Source organism: Neobacillus novalis NBRC 102450 (assembly GCF_001591805.1).
Taxonomy (GTDB): Bacteria; Bacillota; Bacilli; order Bacillales; family Cytobacillaceae; genus Neobacillus; species Neobacillus novalis.
Window position 1 is genome coordinate 1 of sequence record NZ_BCVP01000028.1, and the last position, 22,126, is coordinate 22,126.

24 protein-coding genes and 1 pseudogene are annotated in these 22,126 nt (G+C 39.6%); 19 read left to right on the plus strand and 6 right to left on the minus strand.

Annotation, left to right across the window (positions count from 1 at the left end; all coding sequences use genetic code 11):
• Nucleotides 1-149: 149 nt before the first annotated feature.
• The 4 genes from tsaE to tsaD are packed head-to-tail and all read left to right on the plus strand — an operon-like array spanning nt 150 to nt 2,791.
• Nucleotides 150-605, plus strand: coding sequence for a tRNA (adenosine(37)-N6)-threonylcarbamoyltransferase complex ATPase subunit type 1 TsaE (tsaE, locus tag BANVL01_RS19610; RefSeq protein WP_066095276.1), 456 nt, complete (start codon nt 150-152; stop codon nt 603-605).
• Nucleotides 602-1,309 carry a tRNA (adenosine(37)-N6)-threonylcarbamoyltransferase complex dimerization subunit type 1 TsaB gene (tsaB, locus tag BANVL01_RS19615; RefSeq protein WP_066095279.1) on the plus strand — a complete coding sequence of 236 codons (708 nt, stop codon included), beginning with the start codon at nt 602-604 and terminating at the stop codon, nt 1,307-1,309. The genes tsaE and tsaB overlap by 4 nt, the downstream gene beginning before the upstream one ends.
• A gap of 10 nt (nt 1,310-1,319) precedes the next feature.
• Nucleotides 1,320-1,769 (plus strand): ribosomal protein S18-alanine N-acetyltransferase, encoded by a 450-nt coding sequence (gene rimI / locus BANVL01_RS19620; RefSeq protein ID WP_066097193.1) that lies wholly within the window; start codon nt 1,320-1,322, stop codon nt 1,767-1,769.
• Nucleotides 1,766-2,791, plus strand: a complete 1,026-nt coding sequence (gene tsaD, locus BANVL01_RS19625; RefSeq protein ID WP_066095282.1) for a tRNA (adenosine(37)-N6)-threonylcarbamoyltransferase complex transferase subunit TsaD — start codon at nt 1,766-1,768, stop codon at nt 2,789-2,791. Before rimI ends, tsaD begins: the two co-directional genes overlap by 4 nt.
• 352 nt (nt 2,792-3,143) lie before the next feature.
• Here tsaD and BANVL01_RS19630 read toward each other — a convergent pair whose 3' ends face one another.
• Entirely contained in the window at nt 3,144-5,063 is a 1,920-nt protein-coding gene (locus BANVL01_RS19630; protein WP_066095287.1) for an ABC-F family ATP-binding cassette domain-containing protein, read from the minus strand.
• A gap of 167 nt (nt 5,064-5,230) precedes the next feature.
• Here BANVL01_RS19630 and moaC point away from each other — a divergent pair, with 167 nt between their 5' ends.
• From moaC to BANVL01_RS19660, 6 genes are all read left to right on the plus strand, one after another.
• Nucleotides 5,231-5,725, plus strand: a complete 495-nt coding sequence (gene moaC / locus BANVL01_RS19635) for a cyclic pyranopterin monophosphate synthase MoaC (protein WP_066095290.1) — start codon at nt 5,231-5,233, stop codon at nt 5,723-5,725.
• Between the two features lie 27 nt (nt 5,726-5,752).
• Nucleotides 5,753-6,406, plus strand: a complete 654-nt coding sequence (locus tag BANVL01_RS19640) for a redox-sensing transcriptional repressor Rex (protein ID WP_066095293.1) — start codon at nt 5,753-5,755, stop codon at nt 6,404-6,406.
• A gap of 114 nt (nt 6,407-6,520) precedes the next feature.
• Nucleotides 6,521-7,144 (plus strand): YhbD family protein, encoded by a 624-nt coding sequence (locus BANVL01_RS19645; RefSeq protein ID WP_066095296.1) that lies wholly within the window; start codon nt 6,521-6,523, stop codon nt 7,142-7,144.
• Between the two features lie 12 nt (nt 7,145-7,156).
• Nucleotides 7,157-7,879, plus strand: a complete 723-nt coding sequence (locus BANVL01_RS19650; protein ID WP_066095297.1) for a polymer-forming cytoskeletal protein — start codon at nt 7,157-7,159, stop codon at nt 7,877-7,879.
• A gap of 16 nt (nt 7,880-7,895) precedes the next feature.
• Nucleotides 7,896-8,606 (plus strand): cytoplasmic protein, encoded by a 711-nt coding sequence (locus BANVL01_RS19655; RefSeq protein WP_066095298.1) that lies wholly within the window; start codon nt 7,896-7,898, stop codon nt 8,604-8,606.
• Between the two features lie 11 nt (nt 8,607-8,617).
• On the plus strand, nt 8,618-10,123 hold the full coding sequence (locus tag BANVL01_RS19660) for an MDR family MFS transporter (protein WP_066095301.1): 1,506 nt from the start codon (nt 8,618-8,620) through the stop codon (nt 10,121-10,123).
• Nucleotides 10,124-10,626: 503 nt separating this feature from the next.
• Here the strand turns inward: BANVL01_RS19660 and BANVL01_RS19665 are convergent.
• Nucleotides 10,627-10,827 carry a YdiK family protein gene (locus tag BANVL01_RS19665; protein ID WP_066095304.1) on the minus strand — a complete coding sequence of 67 codons (201 nt, stop codon included), beginning with the start codon at nt 10,825-10,827 and terminating at the stop codon, nt 10,627-10,629.
• A complete protein-coding gene (locus BANVL01_RS19670; protein ID WP_066095310.1) occupies nt 10,824-11,546 on the minus strand; it encodes a CPBP family intramembrane glutamic endopeptidase in 723 nt (240 codons plus the stop codon). Before BANVL01_RS19670 ends, BANVL01_RS19665 begins: the two co-directional genes overlap by 4 nt.
• Before the next feature lie 325 nt (nt 11,547-11,871).
• Here BANVL01_RS19670 and groES point away from each other — a divergent pair, with 325 nt between their 5' ends.
• The 3 genes from groES to BANVL01_RS19685 all read left to right on the plus strand — a co-directional run bounded on the left by groES (nt 11,872) and on the right by BANVL01_RS19685 (nt 14,388).
• Complete coding sequence (gene groES, locus BANVL01_RS19675) at nt 11,872-12,159, plus strand: co-chaperone GroES (protein WP_066095313.1); 288 nt, start codon at nt 11,872-11,874, stop codon at nt 12,157-12,159.
• Between the two features lie 47 nt (nt 12,160-12,206).
• Nucleotides 12,207-13,841 (plus strand): chaperonin GroEL, encoded by a 1,635-nt coding sequence (groL, locus tag BANVL01_RS19680; protein WP_066095316.1) that lies wholly within the window; start codon nt 12,207-12,209, stop codon nt 13,839-13,841.
• A gap of 244 nt (nt 13,842-14,085) precedes the next feature.
• Nucleotides 14,086-14,388 (plus strand): EthD family reductase, encoded by a 303-nt coding sequence (locus BANVL01_RS19685; RefSeq protein WP_066095319.1) that lies wholly within the window; start codon nt 14,086-14,088, stop codon nt 14,386-14,388.
• Nucleotides 14,389-14,606: 218 nt separating this feature from the next.
• Here BANVL01_RS19685 and BANVL01_RS28635 read toward each other — a convergent pair whose 3' ends face one another.
• The gene (locus BANVL01_RS28635; RefSeq protein ID WP_268874954.1) at nt 14,607-14,729 is read right to left on the minus strand and encodes a hypothetical protein; all 123 of its coding nucleotides are present in this window, start codon (nt 14,727-14,729) and stop codon (nt 14,607-14,609) included.
• Nucleotides 14,730-14,953: 224 nt separating this feature from the next.
• Between BANVL01_RS28635 and BANVL01_RS19690 the strand changes: the two genes are divergently transcribed.
• The 5 genes from BANVL01_RS19690 to BANVL01_RS28640 all read left to right on the plus strand — a co-directional run bounded on the left by BANVL01_RS19690 (nt 14,954) and on the right by BANVL01_RS28640 (nt 19,201).
• Nucleotides 14,954-15,142 carry a hypothetical protein gene (locus BANVL01_RS19690; RefSeq protein WP_066095322.1) on the plus strand — a complete coding sequence of 63 codons (189 nt, stop codon included), beginning with the start codon at nt 14,954-14,956 and terminating at the stop codon, nt 15,140-15,142.
• Nucleotides 15,143-15,482: 340 nt separating this feature from the next.
• Complete coding sequence (locus tag BANVL01_RS26915; RefSeq protein ID WP_082805075.1) at nt 15,483-16,982, plus strand: GIY-YIG nuclease family protein; 1,500 nt, start codon at nt 15,483-15,485, stop codon at nt 16,980-16,982.
• Nucleotides 16,983-17,196: 214 nt separating this feature from the next.
• A complete protein-coding gene (locus BANVL01_RS19700) occupies nt 17,197-18,321 on the plus strand; it encodes an SPFH domain-containing protein (protein ID WP_066095326.1) in 1,125 nt (374 codons plus the stop codon).
• Nucleotides 18,322-18,324: 3 nt separating this feature from the next.
• The gene (locus tag BANVL01_RS19705; protein WP_066095329.1) at nt 18,325-18,921 is read left to right on the plus strand and encodes a hypothetical protein; all 597 of its coding nucleotides are present in this window, start codon (nt 18,325-18,327) and stop codon (nt 18,919-18,921) included.
• Nucleotides 18,922-19,072: 151 nt separating this feature from the next.
• Nucleotides 19,073-19,201, plus strand: coding sequence for a hypothetical protein (locus tag BANVL01_RS28640; RefSeq protein ID WP_268874955.1), 129 nt, complete (start codon nt 19,073-19,075; stop codon nt 19,199-19,201).
• Between the two features lie 314 nt (nt 19,202-19,515).
• Here BANVL01_RS28640 and BANVL01_RS26920 read toward each other — a convergent pair.
• A pseudogene (locus BANVL01_RS26920) lies at nt 19,516-19,710 on the minus strand (tyrosine-type recombinase/integrase); the annotation flags it as partial.
• A 301-nt stretch (nt 19,711-20,011) separates the two neighbouring features.
• Between BANVL01_RS26920 and BANVL01_RS19715 the strand changes: the two are divergent.
• Nucleotides 20,012-21,283, plus strand: a complete 1,272-nt coding sequence (locus tag BANVL01_RS19715) for a RidA family protein (RefSeq protein WP_066095337.1) — start codon at nt 20,012-20,014, stop codon at nt 21,281-21,283.
• A 603-nt stretch (nt 21,284-21,886) separates the two neighbouring features.
• Here the strand turns inward: BANVL01_RS19715 and BANVL01_RS19720 are convergent.
• Nucleotides 21,887-22,102, minus strand: a complete 216-nt coding sequence (locus BANVL01_RS19720) for a hypothetical protein (protein WP_066095342.1) — start codon at nt 22,100-22,102, stop codon at nt 21,887-21,889.
• Nucleotides 22,103-22,126 lie beyond the last annotated feature (24 nt).

Below are 22,126 nucleotides of genomic sequence, written 5' to 3' on the forward strand. Positions count from 1 at the left end.
TTTAAAATTTGTACGAAACTAGATTTCGTCTTTTTTTATGTCTTTTATAAACTACATATGAAATAAGCATCCTTAGGAGACATCCTAAGGTTTTTTTTGCAGTTAAATAAGGGTAAAATGAAGATATGTTAAAGTGTAAAGGTGATTGGATGAATCAATTTGAACTGAGTACAACGACTTCAGAAGAAACCTCGCAATTTGCAGCAAGATTAGCCGGCTTTTTAAAACCAGGTGATGTCATTGCGCTTGAGGGGGACTTAGGTGCAGGGAAAACAACCTTTACCAAAGGGTTGGCCAAAGGATTGGAAATTAAGAAGACAGTTAATAGCCCGACATTTACCATTATTAAAGAGTATAGAGGGAAGCTGCCCTTGTATCATATGGACGTTTACCGTGTAGCTGATGCTTTTGAAGATCTTGGGTTTGATGAATACTTTGAAGGGAATGGAGTTACAGTAGTCGAATGGGCCCATTTAATTGAAGAGCAGCTTCCATCTGAGAGGCTGACTATTTTCTTGTACCGCGATGAAGGAGATAAAAGGAAAATGGTGTTAACGCCAAAGGGCGAAAGATATGAGCACCTATGTAAGGAGATTTTTCGATGACAATATTAGCGATTGATACTTCTAACTATTGCTTAGGGGTAGCGCTGTTAGAAGATAATCAGGTTCTTGGCGAGTATATAACGAATTTAAAAAAGAACCACTCCGTTCGAATTATGCCGGCTATCGAGACCCTTATGAAGGATTGTGAGAGGGTGCCGGCTGATTTAACGAAGATTGTCGTGGCAAAAGGCCCTGGCTCCTATACAGGGGTTAGAATTGGTGTTACGATTGCCAAAACATTGGCTTGGACATTACAAATTCCGCTTGTCGGGATTTCGAGTCTGGAAATTTTAGCAGCCGGAACGGGACGATACTTTGATGGCTATATATCTCCTTTATTTGACGCTAGAAGGGGCCAGGTTTATACAGGACTGTATCAATTTGAGAACGAAGGGCTTGTAAACGTAGAGCCGGATCAGTTGATACTATTAGTGGACTGGGCAGCAAAATTAGTTGAAGCGCCCAAGCCCATTTTATTTGTTGGGAATGACTTGCAAATCCACCGGACAAAGATTGAAGAACTGCTCGGGTTGAAAGCAATGTTTGCTGGTATCACGGAACATAATCCGCGTCCGTCGGAACTTGCATTGTTAGGCAGTGATAAACAAGGAGAAGATATACATTCCTTTGTACCGAATTATATCCGTTTAGCCGAAGCGGAAGCAAAGTGGTTAGAGGCAAAAGGAAAAATTTCAAATGGATAGGATAAGAGAAATGGTAGATTCTTACGTGTTTCGTTATATGAGGGAAGAGGATATAGATCAGATAGTAGAAGTTGAGCATGCCTCGTTTACAACGCCTTGGAGCCGGGAGGCATTTTATAATGAATTGTACAATAACAAGTTTGCTGTCTATATCGTTTTGGAGGAGAATAAAAAAATCATCGGTTATTGTGGAACGTGGCTTGTCATTGATGAGGCTCACGTAACGAATGTGGCCATTTTGCCGGAATATAGAGGAAGAAGACTCGGGGAAGCCTTAATGGTGAAACTTATGACCGTTGCCAAAGCGAAGGGGGCAAGAACCATGACCCTCGAAGTAAGGGTAACCAATCATAGAGCGCAATCCCTTTATCGTAAACTAGGCTTCCAAGATGGCGGGATTAGGAAAAATTATTATGCAGATAACCAGGAAGATGGGTTAGTCATGTGGGTGAATTTATGAAAAGAGATCAGTGGATAGTAGGAATTGAAACAAGTTGCGATGAAACGGCAGTCGCGATTATTAAAAATGGCCGTGAAATTGCGGCTAATGTAGTGGCATCACAAATTGAGAGCCATAAACGTTTTGGCGGGGTAGTCCCTGAAATTGCTTCACGCCATCATGTGGAACAAATAACAATCGTCATTGAAGAGGCATTGACTCAAGCGAAGCTATCCTTTGCTGAGCTTGATGCTATAGCTGTTACTGAAGGGCCGGGATTGGTTGGTGCCCTTTTAATAGGAGTAAATGCTGCCAAAGCGTTAGCCTTTGCTCATAACAAACCACTAGTTCCGGTTCATCATATTGCCGGGCATATTTACGCGAACAGGCTGATAACGGAGTTGAAGTTTCCACTGATAGCACTAGTTGTCTCAGGGGGGCATACCGAGCTTATTTATATGAAAGAGCATGGCCATTTCGAAGTGATTGGTGAAACGAGGGATGATGCAGCGGGGGAAGCTTATGACAAAGTGGCAAGAACCTTAAATATGCCATATCCAGGCGGCCCGCATATTGATCGTTTGGCCCAGGAAGGAAGCCCGACAATTGATTTACCTCGAGCATGGTTAGAAGAAGGCTCTTATGATTTTAGTTTCAGCGGCTTAAAGTCAGCTGTCATTAATACCGTTCACAATGCCGAACAGCGAGGGGAATTAATAGCACCTGAGGATCTTGCCGCCAGCTTTCAAGCAAGTGTGATTGAGGTATTAGTTAGGAAGACGGAAAGAGCCGTAGCTGAGTATGGTGTGAACCAAGTATTAGTTGCTGGTGGTGTTGCGGCAAATAAAGGCCTCAGGGCGGCGTTAAAAAAGGCGTTTGCGGATAATGACAAGGTAGAATTGGTGATTCCGCCATTATCCTTGTGTACCGATAATGCTGCGATGATTGCCGCTGCCGGAAGTGTGATGTTTGAAAAAGGGATCAGGGCAGGGCTTTCCCTAAATGCGAATCCCGGACTGGATATTGAAATCTATAATGATTAGCTAACTCTTCTGAATAAGAAGAGTTTTTTTATGGAAAAGGGGCAGAGCGTCGCACAAATAAATCAGTAACACCATTTACGTCCTTTGTGGATAAGATTTTTTTAAAAAAGATAGGAAAAGCAATAATTGTGGATAAGCCTGTGGATACTGTGGGTAATGTGGATAAAGACGTTACTTATTGTGGATAATGTGGAAAAGCATAAAAATCTCCCGAATTTATTCTGTTTAAAGTGTGAATAAAGTTGTGGAAAAGTGGAGGATTTCTTAAAAGTTGTTAATATCTCATTAAAATTTGTTACTATAATTTTTACAACAGTAGCAAAAAACCGGGCAACCAGCCCGGTTTTAACCATTATTCAGCTAACTCCGCCCATTCCTCCATCAATTGCTCAAGCTCGGTCTTCGCTTTTTCACTTTTTAGATTAATTTCCAACACTTTCTCGTGGTTTTGAAAGATCTCTGGCGCACATAATTGCTGCTCATAATCGCTAATTTGTTCCTCAAGCACCTCTATGCGTAGCTCGATTTCATCTAATTTTCTTTTTCGCTGCCGTTCAAGCTTTTTACTTTCCTTATCCAGTTGATAACTATTTTTCTCGTACGTTGCGGAATCGGCTGCCTTTGTAGCTAATGCTTCAAGCGCCAGTGCTTCAAGTTCTTTTTGCTCCAGTTTTTTTTCTAAATAATAATCATAATCGCCAAGATATTCACTGCTTCCATTTCCGCTCAGTTCCAGTACCTTTGTCGCGATCCGGTTAATGAAATAGCGATCATGTGAGACAAACAAAATGGTGCCTGGATAATCAATTAAGGCATTCTCCAGCACTTCTTTGCTATCAAGGTCTAAATGGTTAGTGGGCTCGTCCAAAATTAACACATTTGCCTTCTCAAGCATCAGTTTAGCAAGGGCAAGGCGGGCTTTCTCTCCGCCGCTTAAGGTAGAGACTATTTTCAGCACATCATCACCGGAAAATAAGAAATTACCGAGGACCGTCCGGATTTCCTTTTCGTTTTTTAACGGGTAATCATCCCAGAGCTCATTCAACACGCGCTTTTTGGAGGTTAACTCGGCTTGTTCCTGGTCGTAATACCCAATCGCAAGGTTTGTTCCATATTGAATCGTTCCGGCCAGCGCAGGCAGTCTTTTAATAATCGTTTTTAGCAGCGTAGATTTGCCGATTCCATTTGGTCCGACAAGGGCAATGCTTTCACCCTTATAGGCACGGAAGCTGATGTCCTCAGAAACCTTATCATTTCCATAACCGACGCCAAGTGAATCTACAGTCAAAACATCATTTCCGCTTTGCTTCTCGATTTCAAACGAGAAGGACGCAGACTTTTCACCACCTAATGGACGGTCGATCATCTCCATCTTCTCAAGCTTTTTCCGGCGGCTTTGTGCTCGTTTAGTCGTCGAGGCTCGAGCTAAGTTCTTCTGAATAAAGTCCTGGAGATCCTCAACCTCCTGCTGCTGTTTTTCGTAAAGCTTCATTTCACGCTCATAATTTGCTGCTTTTTGGTCAAGGTAAGAACTATAGTTGCCCGTAAACCGCCCGATTTGTTTGCGGGATACTTCGTAAACTTGAGTGACAACTTTATCTAAAAAATAACGGTCATGTGAGACAATTAAAATGGCTCCATCGTAACTCTGTAAATATTGCTCAAGCCAGGAAAGAGTTTCGATGTCGAGATGATTGGTAGGCTCGTCCAAAATTAAGATATCAGGTTTAGTTAATAGTAATTTACCTAAGGCAAGGCGGGTTTTCTGTCCGCCGCTTAAACTTGAAATTGCAAGTGCACTTTCGCGGAAATTTAACCCATGGAGCACGGAGCGAATATCTGCTTCGTATTGATACCCGCCAGTCTCCTTAAATTTCACCTGAAGCTGGTCATATTCTTTAAGAACTCGTTCATATCTTTCATTGTTTTCAAACACACTGGGGTCAGCCATCTGTTCCTCAAGCCTGCGGAGCGACTTTTCCATCAATTGCAGCGGTTCGAAGACGGTCAGCATTTCTTCCCATATGGACAAATTCGATTCTAATCCGGTATTTTGCGCTAAATAACCGATGGTCACTTCTTTTGGCTTGATAATTTCCCCGCCATCATGTGACAAGTGTCCGGCAATGATCTTTAAAAGCGTCGACTTGCCTGCACCATTACGGCCAACAAGTGCCACGCGGTCTCGCGTTTGTAATTCGAGCTTGATATTCGATAAAATAAGGTCAGCACCATAATATTTTTGTAGTTGATTGACCTGCAGTAAAATCATTTTCATTCACCTCTTACATACAAATAGTGTACCGTATTACTAGAGTGTCGGCAATAAAAGGCTTTAAAAGCGGGTTTCCTTCAACGGAAAAAAATGTCTCAACTAGTTCAAAGTTTCACACACATTACCGGAAAAATAGTGTATGATTTGAGAGGAGGATTATTTATATGGCAGATTTTACACATTTTAATGAAGAAGGCAGGGCGAAAATGGTCGATGTCAGCGATAAACCTGAAACAGCACGGACCGCTCTTGCCCATTCCAGCATAACTGTTAGTAAAGAAATTTATGAAAAAATAACCAATAATGAAATGAAAAAGGGCGATGTGCTAGCTGTTGCCCAGGTTGCTGCGGTTATGGCGGCGAAAAAAACATGGGATTTGATTCCGATGTGTCATCCGATTCCGCTGACAGGAGTGAATATTTCTTTCTCATGGGAAGCGGACAAGCAAGATAACTATCACCTGTATATTGCAGCAGCGGTAAAAACAAAAGGGAACACGGGTGTAGAGATGGAAGCGTTAACAGCCGCTTCAGCTTGTGCCTTAACCGTTTATGATATGTGTAAAGCAGTGGATAAGGGCATGGTCATTGGACCGACCTATTTAGTCGAAAAAACGGGCGGTAAAAACGGGGATTATAAACGAACCGATGAAATTTAACAAAATTATTCAAGGGGTGGGGAGATTATGGGTAATGAAACAATGAAAATACCACAGGCGACAGCAAAACGGCTGCCCCTCTACTATCGATTTTTAAAAAACCTTCATTCTTCCGGTAAACAAAGGGTTTCTTCAGCAGAACTGAGCGAAGCAGTGAAAGTTGACTCGGCAACCATTCGCAGGGATTTTTCCTATTTCGGTGCCTTGGGGAAAAAGGGCTACGGCTATAACGTCAATTACTTATTAACCTTCTTCCGCAAAACCTTAGATCAAGATGAACTAACAAAGGTGGCCTTAATTGGGGTCGGTAATCTTGGTACCGCCTTTTTAAACTATAATTTTTTAAAAAACAATAACACAAAAATAGAATTTGCCTTTGATGTCGATCCGAATAAAATGGGAACGATGATTCGTGAGGTACCTGTCTACCATCTCGATGAATTGGAGAACGTCCTAGCCAATGAAAATATATCGGTAGCAATTCTTACCGTACCTGCTCCGGTTGCTCAGCAGATTACTGATCGACTTGTGAAGGCGGATGTGAAAGGGATATTAAATTTTACTCCGGCACGGTTAACTGTTCCTCCGTCCATTCGGGTTCATCATATTGATTTAGCAGTAGAGCTGCAATCACTGATTTACTTTTTAAAGCACTATCCAACAGTCGAGATAGAAGAATAATCTTAAAAGGGCTTTTTCGCGAGCATACCCTCGTGAAAGGCCCTTTTTTATTTTCCCACTTTACATGCGTAACAGTGTTATGTTACATTATAAAACAGAAAGGGGTTTTCAAAAATGAGCGAGGAGTTAATTTCAAAGAAGGACTTATTAGATCTAACGGGGATTTCGTACGGGCAGCTATATAGATGGAAACGGAAGGATTTAATTCCTGAAGAATGGTTTATTCGAAAGTCGACGTTTACCGGTCAGGAAACCTTTTTTCCAAAAGAAAAGATTTTAGAAAGAATCGATAAAATCCAAACGATGAAGGAAAACCTTTCGTTAGATGCACTGGCAGATATGTTTTCTCCGAATATCAGTGATTTGCAGTTGGAAAAGGATGATTTAATTAAACGTAACATTGTTTCTGATACGGTGATGAATTTTTATCTAGAGAATGATATGAACGGTCTTACATTTCAATTCCAAAGAATCCTTGAAGCATATGTGTTAGAAAAGCTGCTTCAGTCAGGTGAAATTAATTTAGATGAAGGGAAGATGGTTTTACAGGTATTGAAGGACAACGCGCCGCTTATCAAGCAAAAGAGCTGTGAATTGGTGATTATCCGCAAACTTGGAGTATCTTCGTGTCTATTATTAATTAATGCAGAAGCCGTTTATTTAGAACCGGGAACGAAAATGGTAGCGTCGCTGTCACTGATGACATGTATGGAAGAGATTAAGTCGAAATTATTATAAAGGAGAATGGCAATGGAATTAAAAAATAGAGGAGATTTGATCATTAATGGGATTGGGGCATCTAATGGCGGAAAGTTCCAGCGTGTTATATTGAATGGACGTGGAACGGTTAACAGCGATTTGGAGTGCAGTGACTTTGAATGCAATGGTTCAGGAACGGTTAAAGGCGATGTAATAGCAAATACAGCTAAAGTAAGTGGGAATGCGAGTTTTAAAGGAACCATCGATAGCCAACAGGTTACAGTTGAAGGAACAGCAAAAATTGAGAAAAACCTGTATGCAAAACATTTACAGGTTTCAGGTAAAGCCTCTGTTGGCGGCAAAGTGAAATGTGAGGAAATAAACCTTCATGGGATTTTAGCGGTGGGTGAAGATTGTGAAGCTGAAATTTTTACAGGAAAATGTCGCTTTACGATTGGCGGACTGTTAAATGCCGATCAAGTAGATATTGAGATATACGGAGAATGTAAGGCAAAAGAAATTGGCGGACAATCAATCGCCGTAAAACAACAAAAAGGGTCGTTCATCGGCACGTTATTCAAGCCTTTTCTTAAAACGCAACTGGAAACGGACTTAATTGAAGGGGACATTATTGAACTTGAAAATACGATCGCAAAAGTGGTCCGAGGCAATCAGGTCAAGATTGGGGCTAATTGTCAGATTGGCTTAGTCGAATACACAGAAGAATTTTCGCAGGATAAAAATGCCGTTGTTGGTGACTCAAAAAAGGCTTAATAGGGGGAGTAAAGAAATGGGAAAAGACGAAAATCTGATTATAAATGGGTCGGGAAGTTATCCCGGCGGCCGCTACGATAAAATCAGCATCAGAGGAGAAGGGACAATTGTGAATGATGTCGAATGTTCCGTTTTCCATGTCTATGGAACAAGTGAGGCGGTCGAAAATGTGACTGCAGGCTCCGTGAAGATCGTTGGGGAGGCAGAATTTAAAGGGAATGTGGAGGCTGGCCAAACGCTTGTCATGGGGACGATGAAGGTCGGAAGCCGTGCGCAATTGAAGAAAGTAAAGATTCTTGGGATGTTGGAAGTCGGCGAAAGACTTAGTGGAGATGAAGCGACCATTAAAGGGAGTATCGCGGTTAATGGCGATGTGGAATATGAGTCATTTGACTCCAGCGGCGGGTTTGAAATCAAAGGACTATTAACGGCTGAAACGATTAAAGTTTCCTTAAGATTTGGGGAGAGCCGTGCAGAGGAAATTGGCGGCGGGAAAATCACGGTGAAAAGGAAGAAGAATTCGCTGCTTTCGTTTGGAAAAGATGCAGGATTCCTCACTGCCAAAGTAATTGAAGGGGACGACATCTACCTTGAAAATACGAAGGCAGACATCGTTCGCGGCAAACAGGTCAATATTGGTCCCGGCTGCCAAATAGGGTTGGTGGAGTATACAAATGATTTAGCTCATGACCCTTCATCAACGATTAAAACAAAGACACAACTTTAAAGGAGAATGGGATGGTAGCGAAGGAAAGTAAGTTAGGATTGGTTGTTGCTGGGTTATTATTAGGAATTTTAATGGCATCGATGGATAATACAATAGTTGTTACCGCAATGGGGACGATTGTCGGAGATCTCGGCGGGCTGGAGAGCTTTGTTTGGGTGGTTTCCGCTTATATGGTGGCGGAAATGGCCGGGATGCCGATATTCGGAAAACTATCGGATATGTATGGTCGGAAACGATTCTTTATTTTTGGCTTAATCGTGTTTATGGCGGGTTCGGTATTATGTGGTACAGCCGAAACGATTACGCAATTAAGTATCTACCGGGCGATCCAAGGAATCGGCGGCGGTGCGCTTGTTCCAATCGCGTTTACGATAATGTTCGATCTATTTCCGCCTGAAAAGCGCGGGAAAATGGGCGGCTTGTTCGGGGCTGTGTTTGGGCTATCGAGTATATTTGGTCCATTGCTCGGAGCGTATATTACCGATCATATCAGTTGGCATTGGATTTTCTATATTAATTTGCCACTGGGAGTTTTAGCGTTAATTATTATTGTCTTCTCCTATAAAGAATCACCGATACACAAAAAGCAATCGATTGACTGGTGGGGAGCAGTTACCTTAGTTGGCGCAGTTGTATGTTTAATGTTTTCCCTTGAACTTGGCGGACAGAAGTATGACTGGGATTCTACCGTCATTTTAAGTCTATTTGCGGGATTTGGGGTTCTTTTTCTCATCTTCTTATTGGTTGAGACGAAAGTGAAGGATCCGATCATTTCTTTTTCAATGTTTAAAAACCAACTGTTTGCCGGAAGTACGATTGTTGGCTTGTTTTACGGGGCAGCATTTATGGCCGCAACCGTTTATATTCCGATATTTGTTCAGGGGGTATATGGCGGCAGTGCCACCAATTCGGGGCTGATTTTATTGCCAATGATGCTCGGCTCCGTTGTTACGGCACAGGTAGGCGGATTTTTGACGACAAAAATGAGTTACCGGAACATCATGTTTTTATCTGGTGTGATTTTGATTATTGGATTCTTGTTACTAAGCACCATCACGCCGGATACAAGCAGGCTGTTCTTAACGCTTTACATGATTGTTATTGGTCTTGGAGTAGGCTTCTCTTTTTCAGTCTTAAGTATGGCAGCCATTCATCCATTTGGTATGGAGCAAAGGGGTTCGGCGACTTCAACGAGTAACTTTATTCGTTCGCTGGGAATGACCGTGGGGATTACAATCTTTGGTACGATTCAAAGAAGTAATTTTACCGGGAACCTGGAAGAGTTATTGGGGCCAATGCCGAAGGGGCAATCTTTTGGGGATTCGCGTGCTTTATTATCGGAAGAAGCAAGAAGCCATATCCCTGCGCAAATCTTAACGAAAATAACCGACGCCTTATCAAGTTCAATCGTCCACACCTTTACCTGGGCGCTTGTTCCCGCAGGATTGGCATTTCTGTTTATCTTTATTTTAGGGAAGGAACGAATGGTGATCCATCGGGGAGAAGGTTCGAAATAATTGAAACAGGAGCTCCGGTGGCAAAAGAAAGAACTCTTCATTGGGGGTTGTATCTTCGTCGATATTGTCCCATAGACAGCTTCTATTGGACAGTTGGGGTTGTATCTTCATCGTTATTGTCCTATAGACCGCTTCTATTGGACAATTGGGGTTGTATTTTAGTCGTTATTGTCCAATAGACCGCTTCTATTGGACAGTTGGGGTTGTATCTTCGTCGATATTGTCCTATAGACCGGTTCTATTGGACAGTTGGGGTTGTATCTTCGTCGATATTGTCTCATAGACTGCCTCTATTGGACAGTTTCGCTGATTTCTTTGGCGTATTGTCTCATAGGCTGCTTCTAATGGACAGTTTCGCTGATTTCTTTGGCGTATTGTCTCATAGACTGCCCCTATTGGACAGTTGTGACGATTTCCTTGGCGTCTTTGTCCCATAGACCACTCATTGCCCAAAAGGAGATAACTAGAAATAAGGGGACCCCTGAAATTAGGGATCCCTTTCTTTATTTTTTCATCTGGTTCTTATGTTTAAAATGAAAGAGTATCATTTTCAAACCAGAGCCAAAATCAAATGTCGCTAATAAAATTAGCAGGTAGCTAAAGAAGCCCCAGCCGTTTTTTTGCACATCATCGATAGCAAAGTAAGTAAATAATCCGCCAAGCAGGAAGTAAATCAATCCGGAAAACAAGGGTGAACGTCTCATAGGAAGCCTCCGATAAAGTTTTGAACGGCCTCAGCCTCACGCCTTAATCGCTCAATATCATCTTTGTAAATAGACTGGACCAAGACAACCATGGTATTCATCGTGACATGGGCAAAAATTGGTACCCAAATGCGCTTTGTTCGGACATAAAGAAAGGCAAACGAAAAGCCCATCGCTGAATAAAGTAGTATATGCACCGGTTCCATATGGGCCAAAGCAAATATGACTGAGCTGACTAGCGCCGAGATAAAGAAATTAAAGCGTTTATGAAGGGAGCCAAAAATTATTTTTCGAAACACGATTTCCTCTAAAATTGGACCAATGATGCTTGTAACAACCATTGCTAATGGTAAGGTGTTGATAATATCAAGGATATCCTTCGTATTATCTGACCCCATTTTAATGCCTAATAGGGACTCGATAATGGCCGCTGCGTACTGAGCAAATAACGCTAAGAATACTCCTAAGATAGCCCATATCACCGATTGGCCAAGAGAACTGCCCTTTTCATCGAAACTTCGAGTATTCATTTCCTTCCGTAATATAAAAAGAATGATTAACAGGGCAATCGAAAAACTGGCAATGAGCCAAATAGGAACAGCAAGATTTTGGCTGATACCTAAAAAGTTAAAACTAAACATCAATGCAGGTAGTCCGATTAAGCTGGAAAACTGCATACCGATGTAAACAATAATGATAATCCAATATTCCCTCTTCAAATTATATATCTCCTTTAATTCCATCCGTTATTTCCATAGTATCTTTTTATTGTACTCTTAAATACAGGAAAGTTTCAATTTTGATGATTAGTGCGCGCACACTCGTGACTTCAGTCGCGGGAGGTTAAAGAACATTATTAGCGAAATGAGGTATAGAAACTTTCGACTTTCGCATACTTGTAAGGTTGCAAAAAAACGAAAAAAATTATGCTTCAGACTTGCAAAAGATTTTCAGATTTATTATTATAATAATTGTGTTAGCACTCATTAGTGGAGAGTGCTAATAATGTCAAAATTACATATATTTTTGAGGAGGTTGTTTGATTTGTTAAGACCATTAGGTGATCGCATTGTCATTGAGCTTGTTGAATCAGAAGAAAAAACTGCAAGCGGTATCGTATTACCGGATTCAGCGAAGGAAAAGCCTCAGGAAGGTAAAGTAGTTGCCGTTGGTACTGGCCGCGTCCTTGAAAACGGAGAACGCGTAGCCCTTGAAGTGGCTGTAGGCGACCGCATTATCTTCTCAAAATACGCTGGTACTGAAGTGAAATACCAGGGTACAGAATATTTACTTTTACGTGAAAACGATATCCTTGCTGTTATCGGTGAGTAATTTTTTAAAAATAAACGATTAAAAAATATGAGGAGGTTTTTTGAACGATGGCTAAAGATATTAAGTTTAGTGAAGATGCACGCCGTGCAATGTTACGTGGTGTTGATACACTTGCAGATACAGTTAAAGTGACTCTTGGACCTAAAGGACGCAACGTGGTTCTTGAGAAAAAATTTGGTTCACCGCTTATCACAAATGACGGTGTAACAATCGCAAAAGAAATCGAATTAGAAGATGCATTCGAAAACATGGGTGCTAAGCTTGTAGCTGAAGTAGCAAGCAAAACAAACGATGTTGCCGGTGACGGTACAACAACGGCTACTGTTCTTGCGCAAGCGATGATTCGCGAAGGCTTAAAGAACGTTACAGCTGGTGCTAACCCAATGGGTATCCGTAAAGGGATTGAAAAAGCAGTCGCTGTTGCGGTTGAAGAATTAAAAACGATTTCTAAACAAATTGAAGGAAAAGAGTCGATTGCTCAAGTAGCGGCTATTTCTTCTGATGATCAAGAAGTTGGCCAATTAATCGCTGAAGCAATGGAACGCGTTGGCAACGACGGCGTTATCACAATCGAAGAATCTAAGGGCTTCACAACTGAATTAGATGTAGTTGAAGGTATGCAATTTGACCGCGGCTACACTTCTGCTTACATGGTAACAAACACTGACAAAATGGAAGCTGTATTAGAAAATCCATATATCTTAATCACTGACAAAAAAATTGCTAGCATTCAAGAAATCCTTCCTGTTCTTGAGCAAGTCGTACAACAAAGCAAGCCATTATTGTTGATTGCTGAAGATGTTGAAGGTGAAGCACTTTCTACATTAGTCGTGAACAAGCTTCGCGGAACTTTCAATGCTGTGGCTGTTAAAGCACCAGGATTCGGTGACCGTCGTAAAGCAATGCTTGAAGATATCGCTGCTCTAACTGGCGGCGAAGTCATCACAGAAGAGCTTGGCCGTGAATTAAAAACGACTACAATTGAATCTTTAGGACGCGCTACTAAAGTTGTTGTGACAAAAGAAAACACAACAATCGTTGAAGGTGCAGGAGCGACTGAAGAAATTCAAGCTCGTGTGAACCAAATCCGCGTTCAATTAGAAGAAACTACTTCTGAATTTGACCGTGAAAAATTACAAGAGCGGTTAGCGAAATTAGCTGGCGGTGTAGCAGTTATCAAAGTTGGTGCTGCAACTGAAACTGAATTAAAAGAGCGCAAACTTCGCATTGAAGACGCATTAAACGCAACTCGTGCGGCAGTTGAAGAAGGTATCGTATCCGGTGGTGGTGTAGCCCTTCTTAACGTATACAGCAAAGTAGCTGAAGTTCAAGCTGAAGGCGACGTGGCAACAGGTATCAACATCGTATTACGTGCGATGGAAGAGCCAGTTCGCACTATCGCTCAAAACGCTGGTCTTGAAGGATCTGTCATCGTTGACCGCTTAAAGCGCGAAGCAGTAGGCACAGGCTTCAACGCAGCTACTGGCGAATGGGTAAACATGATCGATGCTGGTATCGTGGATCCAACGAAAGTAACTCGTTATGCACTTCAAAACGCAGCATCTGTTGCAGCTATGTTCTTAACAACTGAAGCAGTTGTTGCTGACAAACCAGAACCAGCTGGTCAAGGCATGGGTATGCCTGACATGGGCGGTATGGGTGGAATGGGCGGCATGATGTAATAAGTGCCTCCAACCCTTGATATGTATGGGTTTGTGAGTAAGATGAGAGTGTTTTGCTAACATAGAGGATTTTAATTGAAGCTTCTTATAAGTTCACTGAACTTATGAGAAGCTTCTTTTTTCGTTTCTTGGGTTACGTGAAATATGGGATGGATTAATGTCGAATAGTATTAAGCATTGTAAGTCCTTTTTCCCATATATATAAGATGAGGTACAATCTTATTTCTTTGGAAAGGGAGAGGAAATGGCAAAAGTTATTGTTATTTATGATCAACCAAAGGACCAAGATAGTTTTGAAAATTATTATCGGGAAGTACATATTCCCTTAGTTCACAAAGTTCCCAAACTTAAAGGGGCTGAGGTTCATCGTGTATTTCAAGGCCTAAACACTAATGATCATTTGTACTTAATTGCTGAGCTTCATTTTAACAATCCAGAAGAATTGACTCAAGCTTTAGCCTCAGCTGAGGGGCAAGAATTACAAGCCGATGTCGCAAATCTAATGCCTTTTCTGAATAAGCCGCCTGTTATTGCAATTGTTGATTAGTGTTAGTCTGAACAAATGGCAAAAGAGTCCTAGCACTAAATTTGTGTTGAGGCCTCTTTTTTTATTCCTAATATTATTTGAAAACTAGTTATTCCTAATACGAAGGTAAGCCCTCCATGATCCGACATCCTCTTTTAAGCGATAGGCCAGTACTCTTGTTATATTTGTGGTGTGGCTGAGGTCATGTGCAGTCCAAGTAACTAATTATTTTCTAAGTTTTACATTCCCGCTCCTAGTGGAGTCACCTTCATTGGGTCATCCGATAACCAAGTATGTAAACTATCAAGTGTCATGGGTGTGCGTTCGAGAATTTCGATTGTCTCTACTATTTTAAAACTCACCTTAACAACCTCCCTTAAGGTACACATTTTTCGTAATCTGGTCATCGGTATGGCCAAACATGTCCATGATTTGTTTTAGTCTTTAATATAAGTTAATGAAGGATTTGGTCATTTGTGGTAATGTTGAATTGGTAGGAGATTAACAGCTAAAGAAACAACTGACATAAAAAGATAAATGATGCGTTAACGTTTAAGTGAGTCTTTACTATATTGGAGGTGTAAGAATGAAAAATAAAACTCGAATAAATATTACACTTATTTGTAGTTTACTAATTTTCGCCGTTGCTATATTTAGAATACTTACTGAATCACTTTCCTCCACGCCTTTGGTTGTAGCTTATATTTTGGCGATTACTGGGTTAATTGGGGTTGTTTCTAATGGTGTCATGCTAAAAAAGTTCCGCACTAATTAAATTAACTGACGCGGTTCAATTTAGGAATCGCTTTTTTCTTGTTCCACAAGAGGATAGTATTAGCACAATTCGTAAAAGATTTAAGGAGTCTATGAAGCTTTAAAGCAACTATGCATTCATCAAAAGGTTGTCCTTTTCGCCGCATTGACAAATGGTGTATTGCAAGTTTAATTAAACCAATTGGGAGTGGATTAAAATTAAACAATATAAAGATGAGTGGTGGTACTCAACGATTACGATTTTCATTCTATCTATTTTTAGCATATTTATCATACCGTTTATCGTAGCCATTGTTCTATTGATCATCCAATCAAAGAAGCGAAGTGAATTTTACAAGAGTTTGCAAGATAATGAATTGTTTAATATGCCGATTAAAGAAAAGGAAGAAAAGCTGGAAAGGCTAAATGAGTCCTTGAAAAACTTTGAAATTTTGATTGAAGAAAATAATGCAATTATTAATGATCAAGATTCATTTATTCAAGGTTTAAAAGCCAGATTTGAAGAAGATATAAGTAAAGAACGAGGGTCCATCCTAACAAACGCGAAAGAAGAAGCGGAAAAGATTGTACAGGAATCAACAAAAAGCATTGCGGATATAGTTGGAAAAGTGACTGAATATCAAACGAACATAGAAGAGCTTACCGAGGAACAAAATAAGTTAGTAAAAGAAGTGGAACGATACAAGAATCAAGCTAGAAAATTTAAAGCGGATCTCCTTGGCTTGAAAAATTATGAAGAGCGATTTCCTCATACTATTAATTTTGATTCAGTAAACCAGCAACTTGAGCAATTGAATAAAGAGTTTGATGAAGAAAGATTGCTTGGTACTGTAATTAGATTACATTTACACTCAGATAATTCAAAAGAGCTTAGAAAATTATCCAATGCCACAAACAAAGAGATTCAAAATGTTCTAAGTAAATATGAAGATAGGTATACAACAAAAGGTAATAAAACCATTTATAATCTAATGGTTATCGGGCTTCAAGCTGAAATTCAAATTCTGCTCTTGCAATTGAAATATAATAAGCTTGATGAATCTATCCAGTTAGTCAAAGATATTATTACAAAGTATCTGTCTATTTGTGCCACCGGTAATATGTCTATTCTGCCTACTATTACAAGGTTCTTAAATGAAATGGAGCCACTATATGTTGAATTAATCAACATTGAGTATAAGTATTATGTGTATAGAGAACGAGAGAAAGAAGAGCAGAGAATGATTAAGGAACAGATGAGGCAGGAAGCTGAGGAAAGAAAGCAGCTTGCTGAAGAAAAGAAAAAGTTGGAGAAAGAAGAAGAAAAGTTTTTTGTTGAAATTACCAGGAACAAAAAGTTGCTAGAAGAGGAAACGGATTTGGAAAAGTTACGCCAAATAGAGGAGCGTCTAAAGGAATTGGAACTTCAAGTTATAGAAATTGATGCTAAGAAAGAGGAAATCGCTAGCCTTACACTTGGCAAAGCAGGATATGTCTATATCATTTCTAACCTTGGCTCTTTTGGCGAGCAGATGTTTAAAATTGGAATGACTAGAAGAATGAATCCTCATGAACGAGTTGATGAATTGGGTAGTGCCTCAGTTCCATTTAAATTTGATGTACATGCAATGGTATTCAGTGATGATGCTGTTGGGTTGGAAAACAAGTTGCATAAAATATTGAGTCAACAAAGAGTGAATAAAGTAAATTACCGGAAAGAATTCTTTAAAACAAATATTGAAAGCCTGAAAGAGATGGTTGAGGAAATAGACCCAACAGTGGAATTTGTAACAACCATGTTGGCAGAGGAATATAATCAGACCCGGGCGATGGAAGAGGCTGAGATGGTGTCGGGATTGTAAGGAAGCATGTGAAGAAAACTTTGTAGGCACATTGGGTCAGTGACAATTGCAATATTTTGGCTTGTGGGGTCAGTCACCCGATCACAATTAAAGCTTTAGTTCAGTTGGGGGCCCAATAGCCAAAGAAACCGTCCAAGTGTGTCCTGTGCCTTTTGTTTCATATTAATAGAGCGTTACTGTCCAACAATTATAAAAATTAAGAGGTGAATATAAAATGGGTATAATTCAAGCGTTTACAGGTGCAATTGGCGGAACATTCGCTGATCAATGGAAAGAAATTATCACTGCCAGTCATTTTGATGAACATACTGTTGTATCTCCGGGTATATTGAAACAAACAAACAAAGGTCGTGGTTCAAACTATAATGGTTCAAACGGTGTTATTTCAAATGGTTCGAAAATTTATATCCCTGAAAATACAGCTGCTTTCATTTTTAGTCAATCTGGAATTGAAGAAATTATTACAACTTCCGGTGGATATGAATACCAAAATGGTCAAAAAAGTATTTTTAATGGTGACGGAATTACAAATTCTATTTTAAAACAAGTAAAAGTTAGAATCGGGTATGGCGGACAAACATCCGACCAAAAACAAATCGCTTTCGTAAATTTACGTGAAATTCGTGGCATAAAATTCGGTACAAAAGGGCCACTTGTTTACAATGATTTATTTTATGGTACTGACCTTGAAATATTGGCTTTTGGTGCATTTTCATTAAAGATAGTAGATGCAGAAAAATTCATTAAAAACTATGTTCCCACAAATGTCAATTTCTATTCATTCGATGATCAAAAAGCGAGAGCACAGGTGCTATCAGAATTTCTGCAATCTTTTGTTGATGCATTAAATTCCCTCTCGATAAAATATAGAATTTCACAATTGCCATCACAAGCAAACGAAATTGCCGCTAAAATTTCTGATGCCAACTCAAACGCTGGAACCTGGAAAGATCGTTTTGGTTTTGAAATTGTTAAAGTGGGTATTGAAAATATTGAATTTTCACCTGAATCAAGAGAATTAGTTAAACAATACTCTTCAAATAAAATGAATCTTAAAGCTTTCGAAGATATTTCTCAAAGGTCATCAAATATTGCTGCTCAACAAAAAATTGCACAGGGCATTCAAGACAATGGTTTAGGGGATGGGGCAGGTATGATTTTTGGAATGAATATGGCTCAATATTTGAACCCACAAAACGCCTCAAACAGTGAATCAAAACCCGAAATGTCGTTTGATGAGCAAATCAATGCTGTCAAGAAGCTTAAAGACTTGCTCGATGACGGAATTTTGTCGCAAGATGAATTTGACGCTAAGAAGAAAGAGATAATGGGGTTGTAGATTATGTTAACAAATGCTTTAAGTAAAGTTCCGTTGAAATATCACAATGGACTTAGAAATGGACTGTTGTGGGCCGCATTTTTCGCTTTTGCTTTTGGTTTATTATCCTATGGTGCTTTTACCGAAGAAAATAAGACAATCACAAAAGAAACAGGGCACCTTTTCTGGAAAAAAACAACAGAAACTACGATTCATCATGATTTGAGTGAGAGGATACCATATCTTATAGAAGCTATAGTTTTAATATTAGTGGCAGTTGTTTGTCTTGTTATTGCATTAAGATTGACTCAATTATCAGGAAAGTATAAAAATTATTTTGCTATTATCAAAGGTAATGACAAACTATTAATTCAACAAATCGCGGATATTAATAATTCAAATCCACGCCAAGTTATGAATGACCTTCAAAATATGATCGATTCAAATTACATAAATGGGTACTATATTGACTATAAGCAGGGACTGTTGGTGGATAAAAATTATATTCCTGAAAAGTTTGTTAGGAAGATAGTTAAGTGTCAAACATGTGGCGCAAGTAATGAAGTAGTGATTGGACAATCAAATTATTGTCAGTACTGTGACAGCTTGATAATCCTATGATAGTCTTTGAAGAATATGTTATAGATGAGAAAAATCAAGCTTTTGTTAACCGTGATGATGTGCCTTATTTGGTTATAGGAAACGGAAAGACCTTCCTAAATTCAATACGCTACGAAGAAGGATGGCTACCACCGGATAAGTAGTCATGGTGTTGATATGTTCCAGAGAACAGCAAACCGTTGATATGTTTCCACATACCACTGAAGCGATAAAAACGGTTGACTTGTTCCCAAGAACGCGGACATCAATAATGGCAACTCGAGCCATGTGGATTGTGTAACTGCGTTTTAAAAGCGACGCAAACAGAATTTGCGCCGCTTCTGTTATAAGAGACATCAAGTCAATGGAAAATCATTGACTGCTAACAACATGCTAACATTTTGCTAACGAAGTCCAATAAAACGCAGTAAATCAAGGTTAAAGATATTACACTCAATCCCCGTAAAATGCTGATTCTACGGGGATTTCTTCTACTGTCGTTAAAAATGTTACAGCTTAAAACCATATGGGCGGCATGATGTAAACTGCCGCCTGAACCCTTGATATGACTGGGTTTGTAAGTAAGATGAGAGTGGTTTGCTAACGTTGAGGATTTTAATCGAGGCTTCTCATAAGTTCACTGAACTTTTGGGAGGCTTCTTTTTTCATTTCTTGCGTAACGGGTAGGTTCACATTTTTCGTAATCTGGTCAATGGTATGACCTAGCCTGTCCATAATCTGCTCAAGTGAGACACCTTCCTCGGCAAGCAGTGACGTATGTGTATGCCTAAGTGAATGCGGTGTTAATTCCTTATATTATTGAAGAAAAAATGCAGATACTTTTCAAAGTACCCTTTATAAAGGATATACGGTTAAAGGAAGAACGCCTTGTGGTAGTCAAAATGGACAAAGCCTGCTATAATTGCAAGCTTAACCCTCCAAGGGGTTACCAACTCAAGTTTCGCAGCAGAAATCAGGCATTAAAGCCTTGATATAAATAGGCTGCGAGCTAAACCAAAACATCACTTACTTAAAACCGGATTAAACCGGTTTTTTCGGTGCATACTTGAGTTATAAATATTAAAAAATTCATCTAAAAGGGGAATACATCATGAGCGGCTTTAACGCAGTATCAGCAAAAAATACGGAAAATGCTCCAAACGGTAACGGTATATATTCACAAACTGTAGCTTTCTCTCATTACAACAATCTTTCAGCTCAATTACCTATCGAACCCACAACTGGTAAATTGGTAGCTGGTGGAATAAAAGAGCAAGCTGAACAGTGCTTTAAAAATCTCAAGGCAATTGTAGACAGCATCGATCATGTTATGAGCGATATTGTTAGAATCACGGTATTCGTTAAGGAAATCAAAGATGTTGACGCTGTAGACGAAGTTTATAAAACGTTCTTCCCAACCTATGTTCCTTCTCGGACAACAGTTGCAGTTGCAGCTTTGCCTATGGATGCTTTGGTGCAAGTTGAAGCACTTGTTTCACACGGTGAAGGTACAATTCCAAACGCACCACAAGCAGGCGACCTCATTAAGCTTACAAATAACACGGCAAATGCACCAACATGTTCTCTATCTACACAAACTGTAGCTTTCTCTCATTACAATAATCTTTCAGCTCAATTGCCGATCGATCCAAAAACTGGCCGATTGGTAGCTGGAGGTGTAAAAGAGCAGGCTGGACAGTGCTTGAAAAATATCAAGGCAATTTTAGAAAGTATCGACGTTCCTTTTGACGATATTGTTAAAATTACTATCTTCCTTAAAAACCTCTCGGATACTGAAGCCGTAAATGAAGTTTATAAAACATTCTTCCCAGACTCTGCTATCGCCAGAGCCGTAGCCTATGTCCCTGCACGGACAACAGTTGCAGTTGCAGCTTTACCTATGGATGCTTTGGTACAAATTGAAGCAGTGGTGTCACACGGAGATGGTACACCTCCACAAGCTGTTGAAGACAGACATGGAATCGTTATATGGGCAAACAACACTGAAAATGCACCAAAGAGTTCTCTATCTACACAAACTGTAGCGTTCTCTCACTACAATAACCTTTCAGCTCAATTGCCTTTGGATCCAACTACTGGTGAATTGGTAGCTGGTGGTGTAAAAGAGCAGGCTGAACAGTGCTTGAAAAATATCAAGGCAATTGTAGAAAGTATCGACCACGTAATGGACGATGTAGTTAAAGTAAATATCTTCCTTAAAAACATTGCAGATATTGATGCTGTAGACGAAGCTTACAAAACATTCTTCCCAGGCGGTGTTCCTGCACGAAGAACAGTTGGCGTCTCGGCTTTACCTGAAGATGCTTTAATCCAAATCGATGCAATTGTATCAAACGCTGAAGGAACACCTCCAAAAGCATAACAGGCATTTGTTTGTAATACAGGAACTATAACGTTATTTGTTAATGCCGATGGTGAATGCGGAATCGCATATCCTATTCATAAAAAGGGGCTGTTCCAAATGAAAATTGAGACAGCTGCCGTTTTTTAACAGCGTAGATGAAAAAGCATCGAGATTTTAGCCGATTATGGCAGAAATCTTGATGCTTTTTTAGTTTCCGGGCATAAGAAAAAAACTGGGTTAGCTTGTGAATCTTTGTGAATCTATGAGATTGAGTTTTTATAGATGGTGTCACCTTAACTTTTTAGCTTTTATATTATGGTTTCATGGTTGTGTTAATGACTGTTTAAATCAACAGGCGCAAGAATCGGGCAAGCACCCCCAATTGCTAGCAGGTAAATTAAAGACCATAATGGTCAAAGTACAAAGATAATTTCATTTAAACCTATAGATATGTTATTATATAAATAATAAAATATTGATTGTACTTGGAGGAGTCTGTCACCAAGGGATAACTATGCCCTTGGTGATAGGCTCTTTTTGTTTTTTTCCATTTAAACAAATGATAAAAATCGAGGTGGAATAAATAATTGGTTTAATCCTGGATACATAATTAAGCTTTTATTAATTTCTTTCAACTCTGACATATTCTCTAGGCTGAAATGCCCTTATTTTCTGTTTTATCTCTGCTTCTAGCTCATTATTAATCTGAAGTATTTCTAATGTTTCTTGATTAAGTACTGGTAGATAAAATTCTCGTTTTTGTTTTTGATTTAATAGCCAACCAAAGGAGAATAGTAAGACGAAAATAGAAATGGTTACATAAATCTTCACTTTCATTAACACAACACCATCCTATAAATA

Bases quoted from the DNA above. Each gene is read 5' to 3' on its own strand.
- tsaB (WP_066095279.1), top strand. From the start codon at position 602: ATGACAATATTAGCGATTGATACTTCTAACTATTGCTTAGGGGTAGCG.
- BANVL01_RS19715 (WP_066095337.1), top strand. From the start codon at position 20,012: ATGAGCGGCTTTAACGCAGTATCAGCAAAAAATACGGAAAATGCTCCA.
- rimI (WP_066097193.1), top strand. From the start codon at position 1,320: ATGGTAGATTCTTACGTGTTTCGTTATATGAGGGAAGAGGATATAGAT.
- BANVL01_RS19720 (WP_066095342.1), bottom strand. From the start codon at position 22,102: ATGAAAGTGAAGATTTATGTAACCATTTCTATTTTCGTCTTACTATTC.
- BANVL01_RS19650 (WP_066095297.1), top strand. From the start codon at position 7,157: ATGGAATTAAAAAATAGAGGAGATTTGATCATTAATGGGATTGGGGCA.
- groL (WP_066095316.1), top strand. From the start codon at position 12,207: ATGGCTAAAGATATTAAGTTTAGTGAAGATGCACGCCGTGCAATGTTA.
- BANVL01_RS19690 (WP_066095322.1), top strand. From the start codon at position 14,954: ATGAAAAATAAAACTCGAATAAATATTACACTTATTTGTAGTTTACTA.
- BANVL01_RS19645 (WP_066095296.1), top strand. From the start codon at position 6,521: ATGAGCGAGGAGTTAATTTCAAAGAAGGACTTATTAGATCTAACGGGG.
- BANVL01_RS19660 (WP_066095301.1), top strand. From the start codon at position 8,618: ATGGTAGCGAAGGAAAGTAAGTTAGGATTGGTTGTTGCTGGGTTATTA.
- moaC (WP_066095290.1), top strand. From the start codon at position 5,231: ATGGCAGATTTTACACATTTTAATGAAGAAGGCAGGGCGAAAATGGTC.
- BANVL01_RS19655 (WP_066095298.1), top strand. From the start codon at position 7,896: ATGGGAAAAGACGAAAATCTGATTATAAATGGGTCGGGAAGTTATCCC.
- tsaE (WP_066095276.1), top strand. From the start codon at position 150: ATGAATCAATTTGAACTGAGTACAACGACTTCAGAAGAAACCTCGCAA.
- BANVL01_RS19630 (WP_066095287.1), bottom strand. From the start codon at position 5,063: ATGATTTTACTGCAGGTCAATCAACTACAAAAATATTATGGTGCTGAC.
- BANVL01_RS19665 (WP_066095304.1), bottom strand. From the start codon at position 10,827: ATGAGACGTTCACCCTTGTTTTCCGGATTGATTTACTTCCTGCTTGGC.
- tsaD (WP_066095282.1), top strand. From the start codon at position 1,766: ATGAAAAGAGATCAGTGGATAGTAGGAATTGAAACAAGTTGCGATGAA.
- BANVL01_RS19640 (WP_066095293.1), top strand. From the start codon at position 5,753: ATGGGTAATGAAACAATGAAAATACCACAGGCGACAGCAAAACGGCTG.
- BANVL01_RS19700 (WP_066095326.1), top strand. From the start codon at position 17,197: ATGGGTATAATTCAAGCGTTTACAGGTGCAATTGGCGGAACATTCGCT.
- BANVL01_RS19685 (WP_066095319.1), top strand. From the start codon at position 14,086: ATGGCAAAAGTTATTGTTATTTATGATCAACCAAAGGACCAAGATAGT.
- BANVL01_RS19705 (WP_066095329.1), top strand. From the start codon at position 18,325: ATGTTAACAAATGCTTTAAGTAAAGTTCCGTTGAAATATCACAATGGA.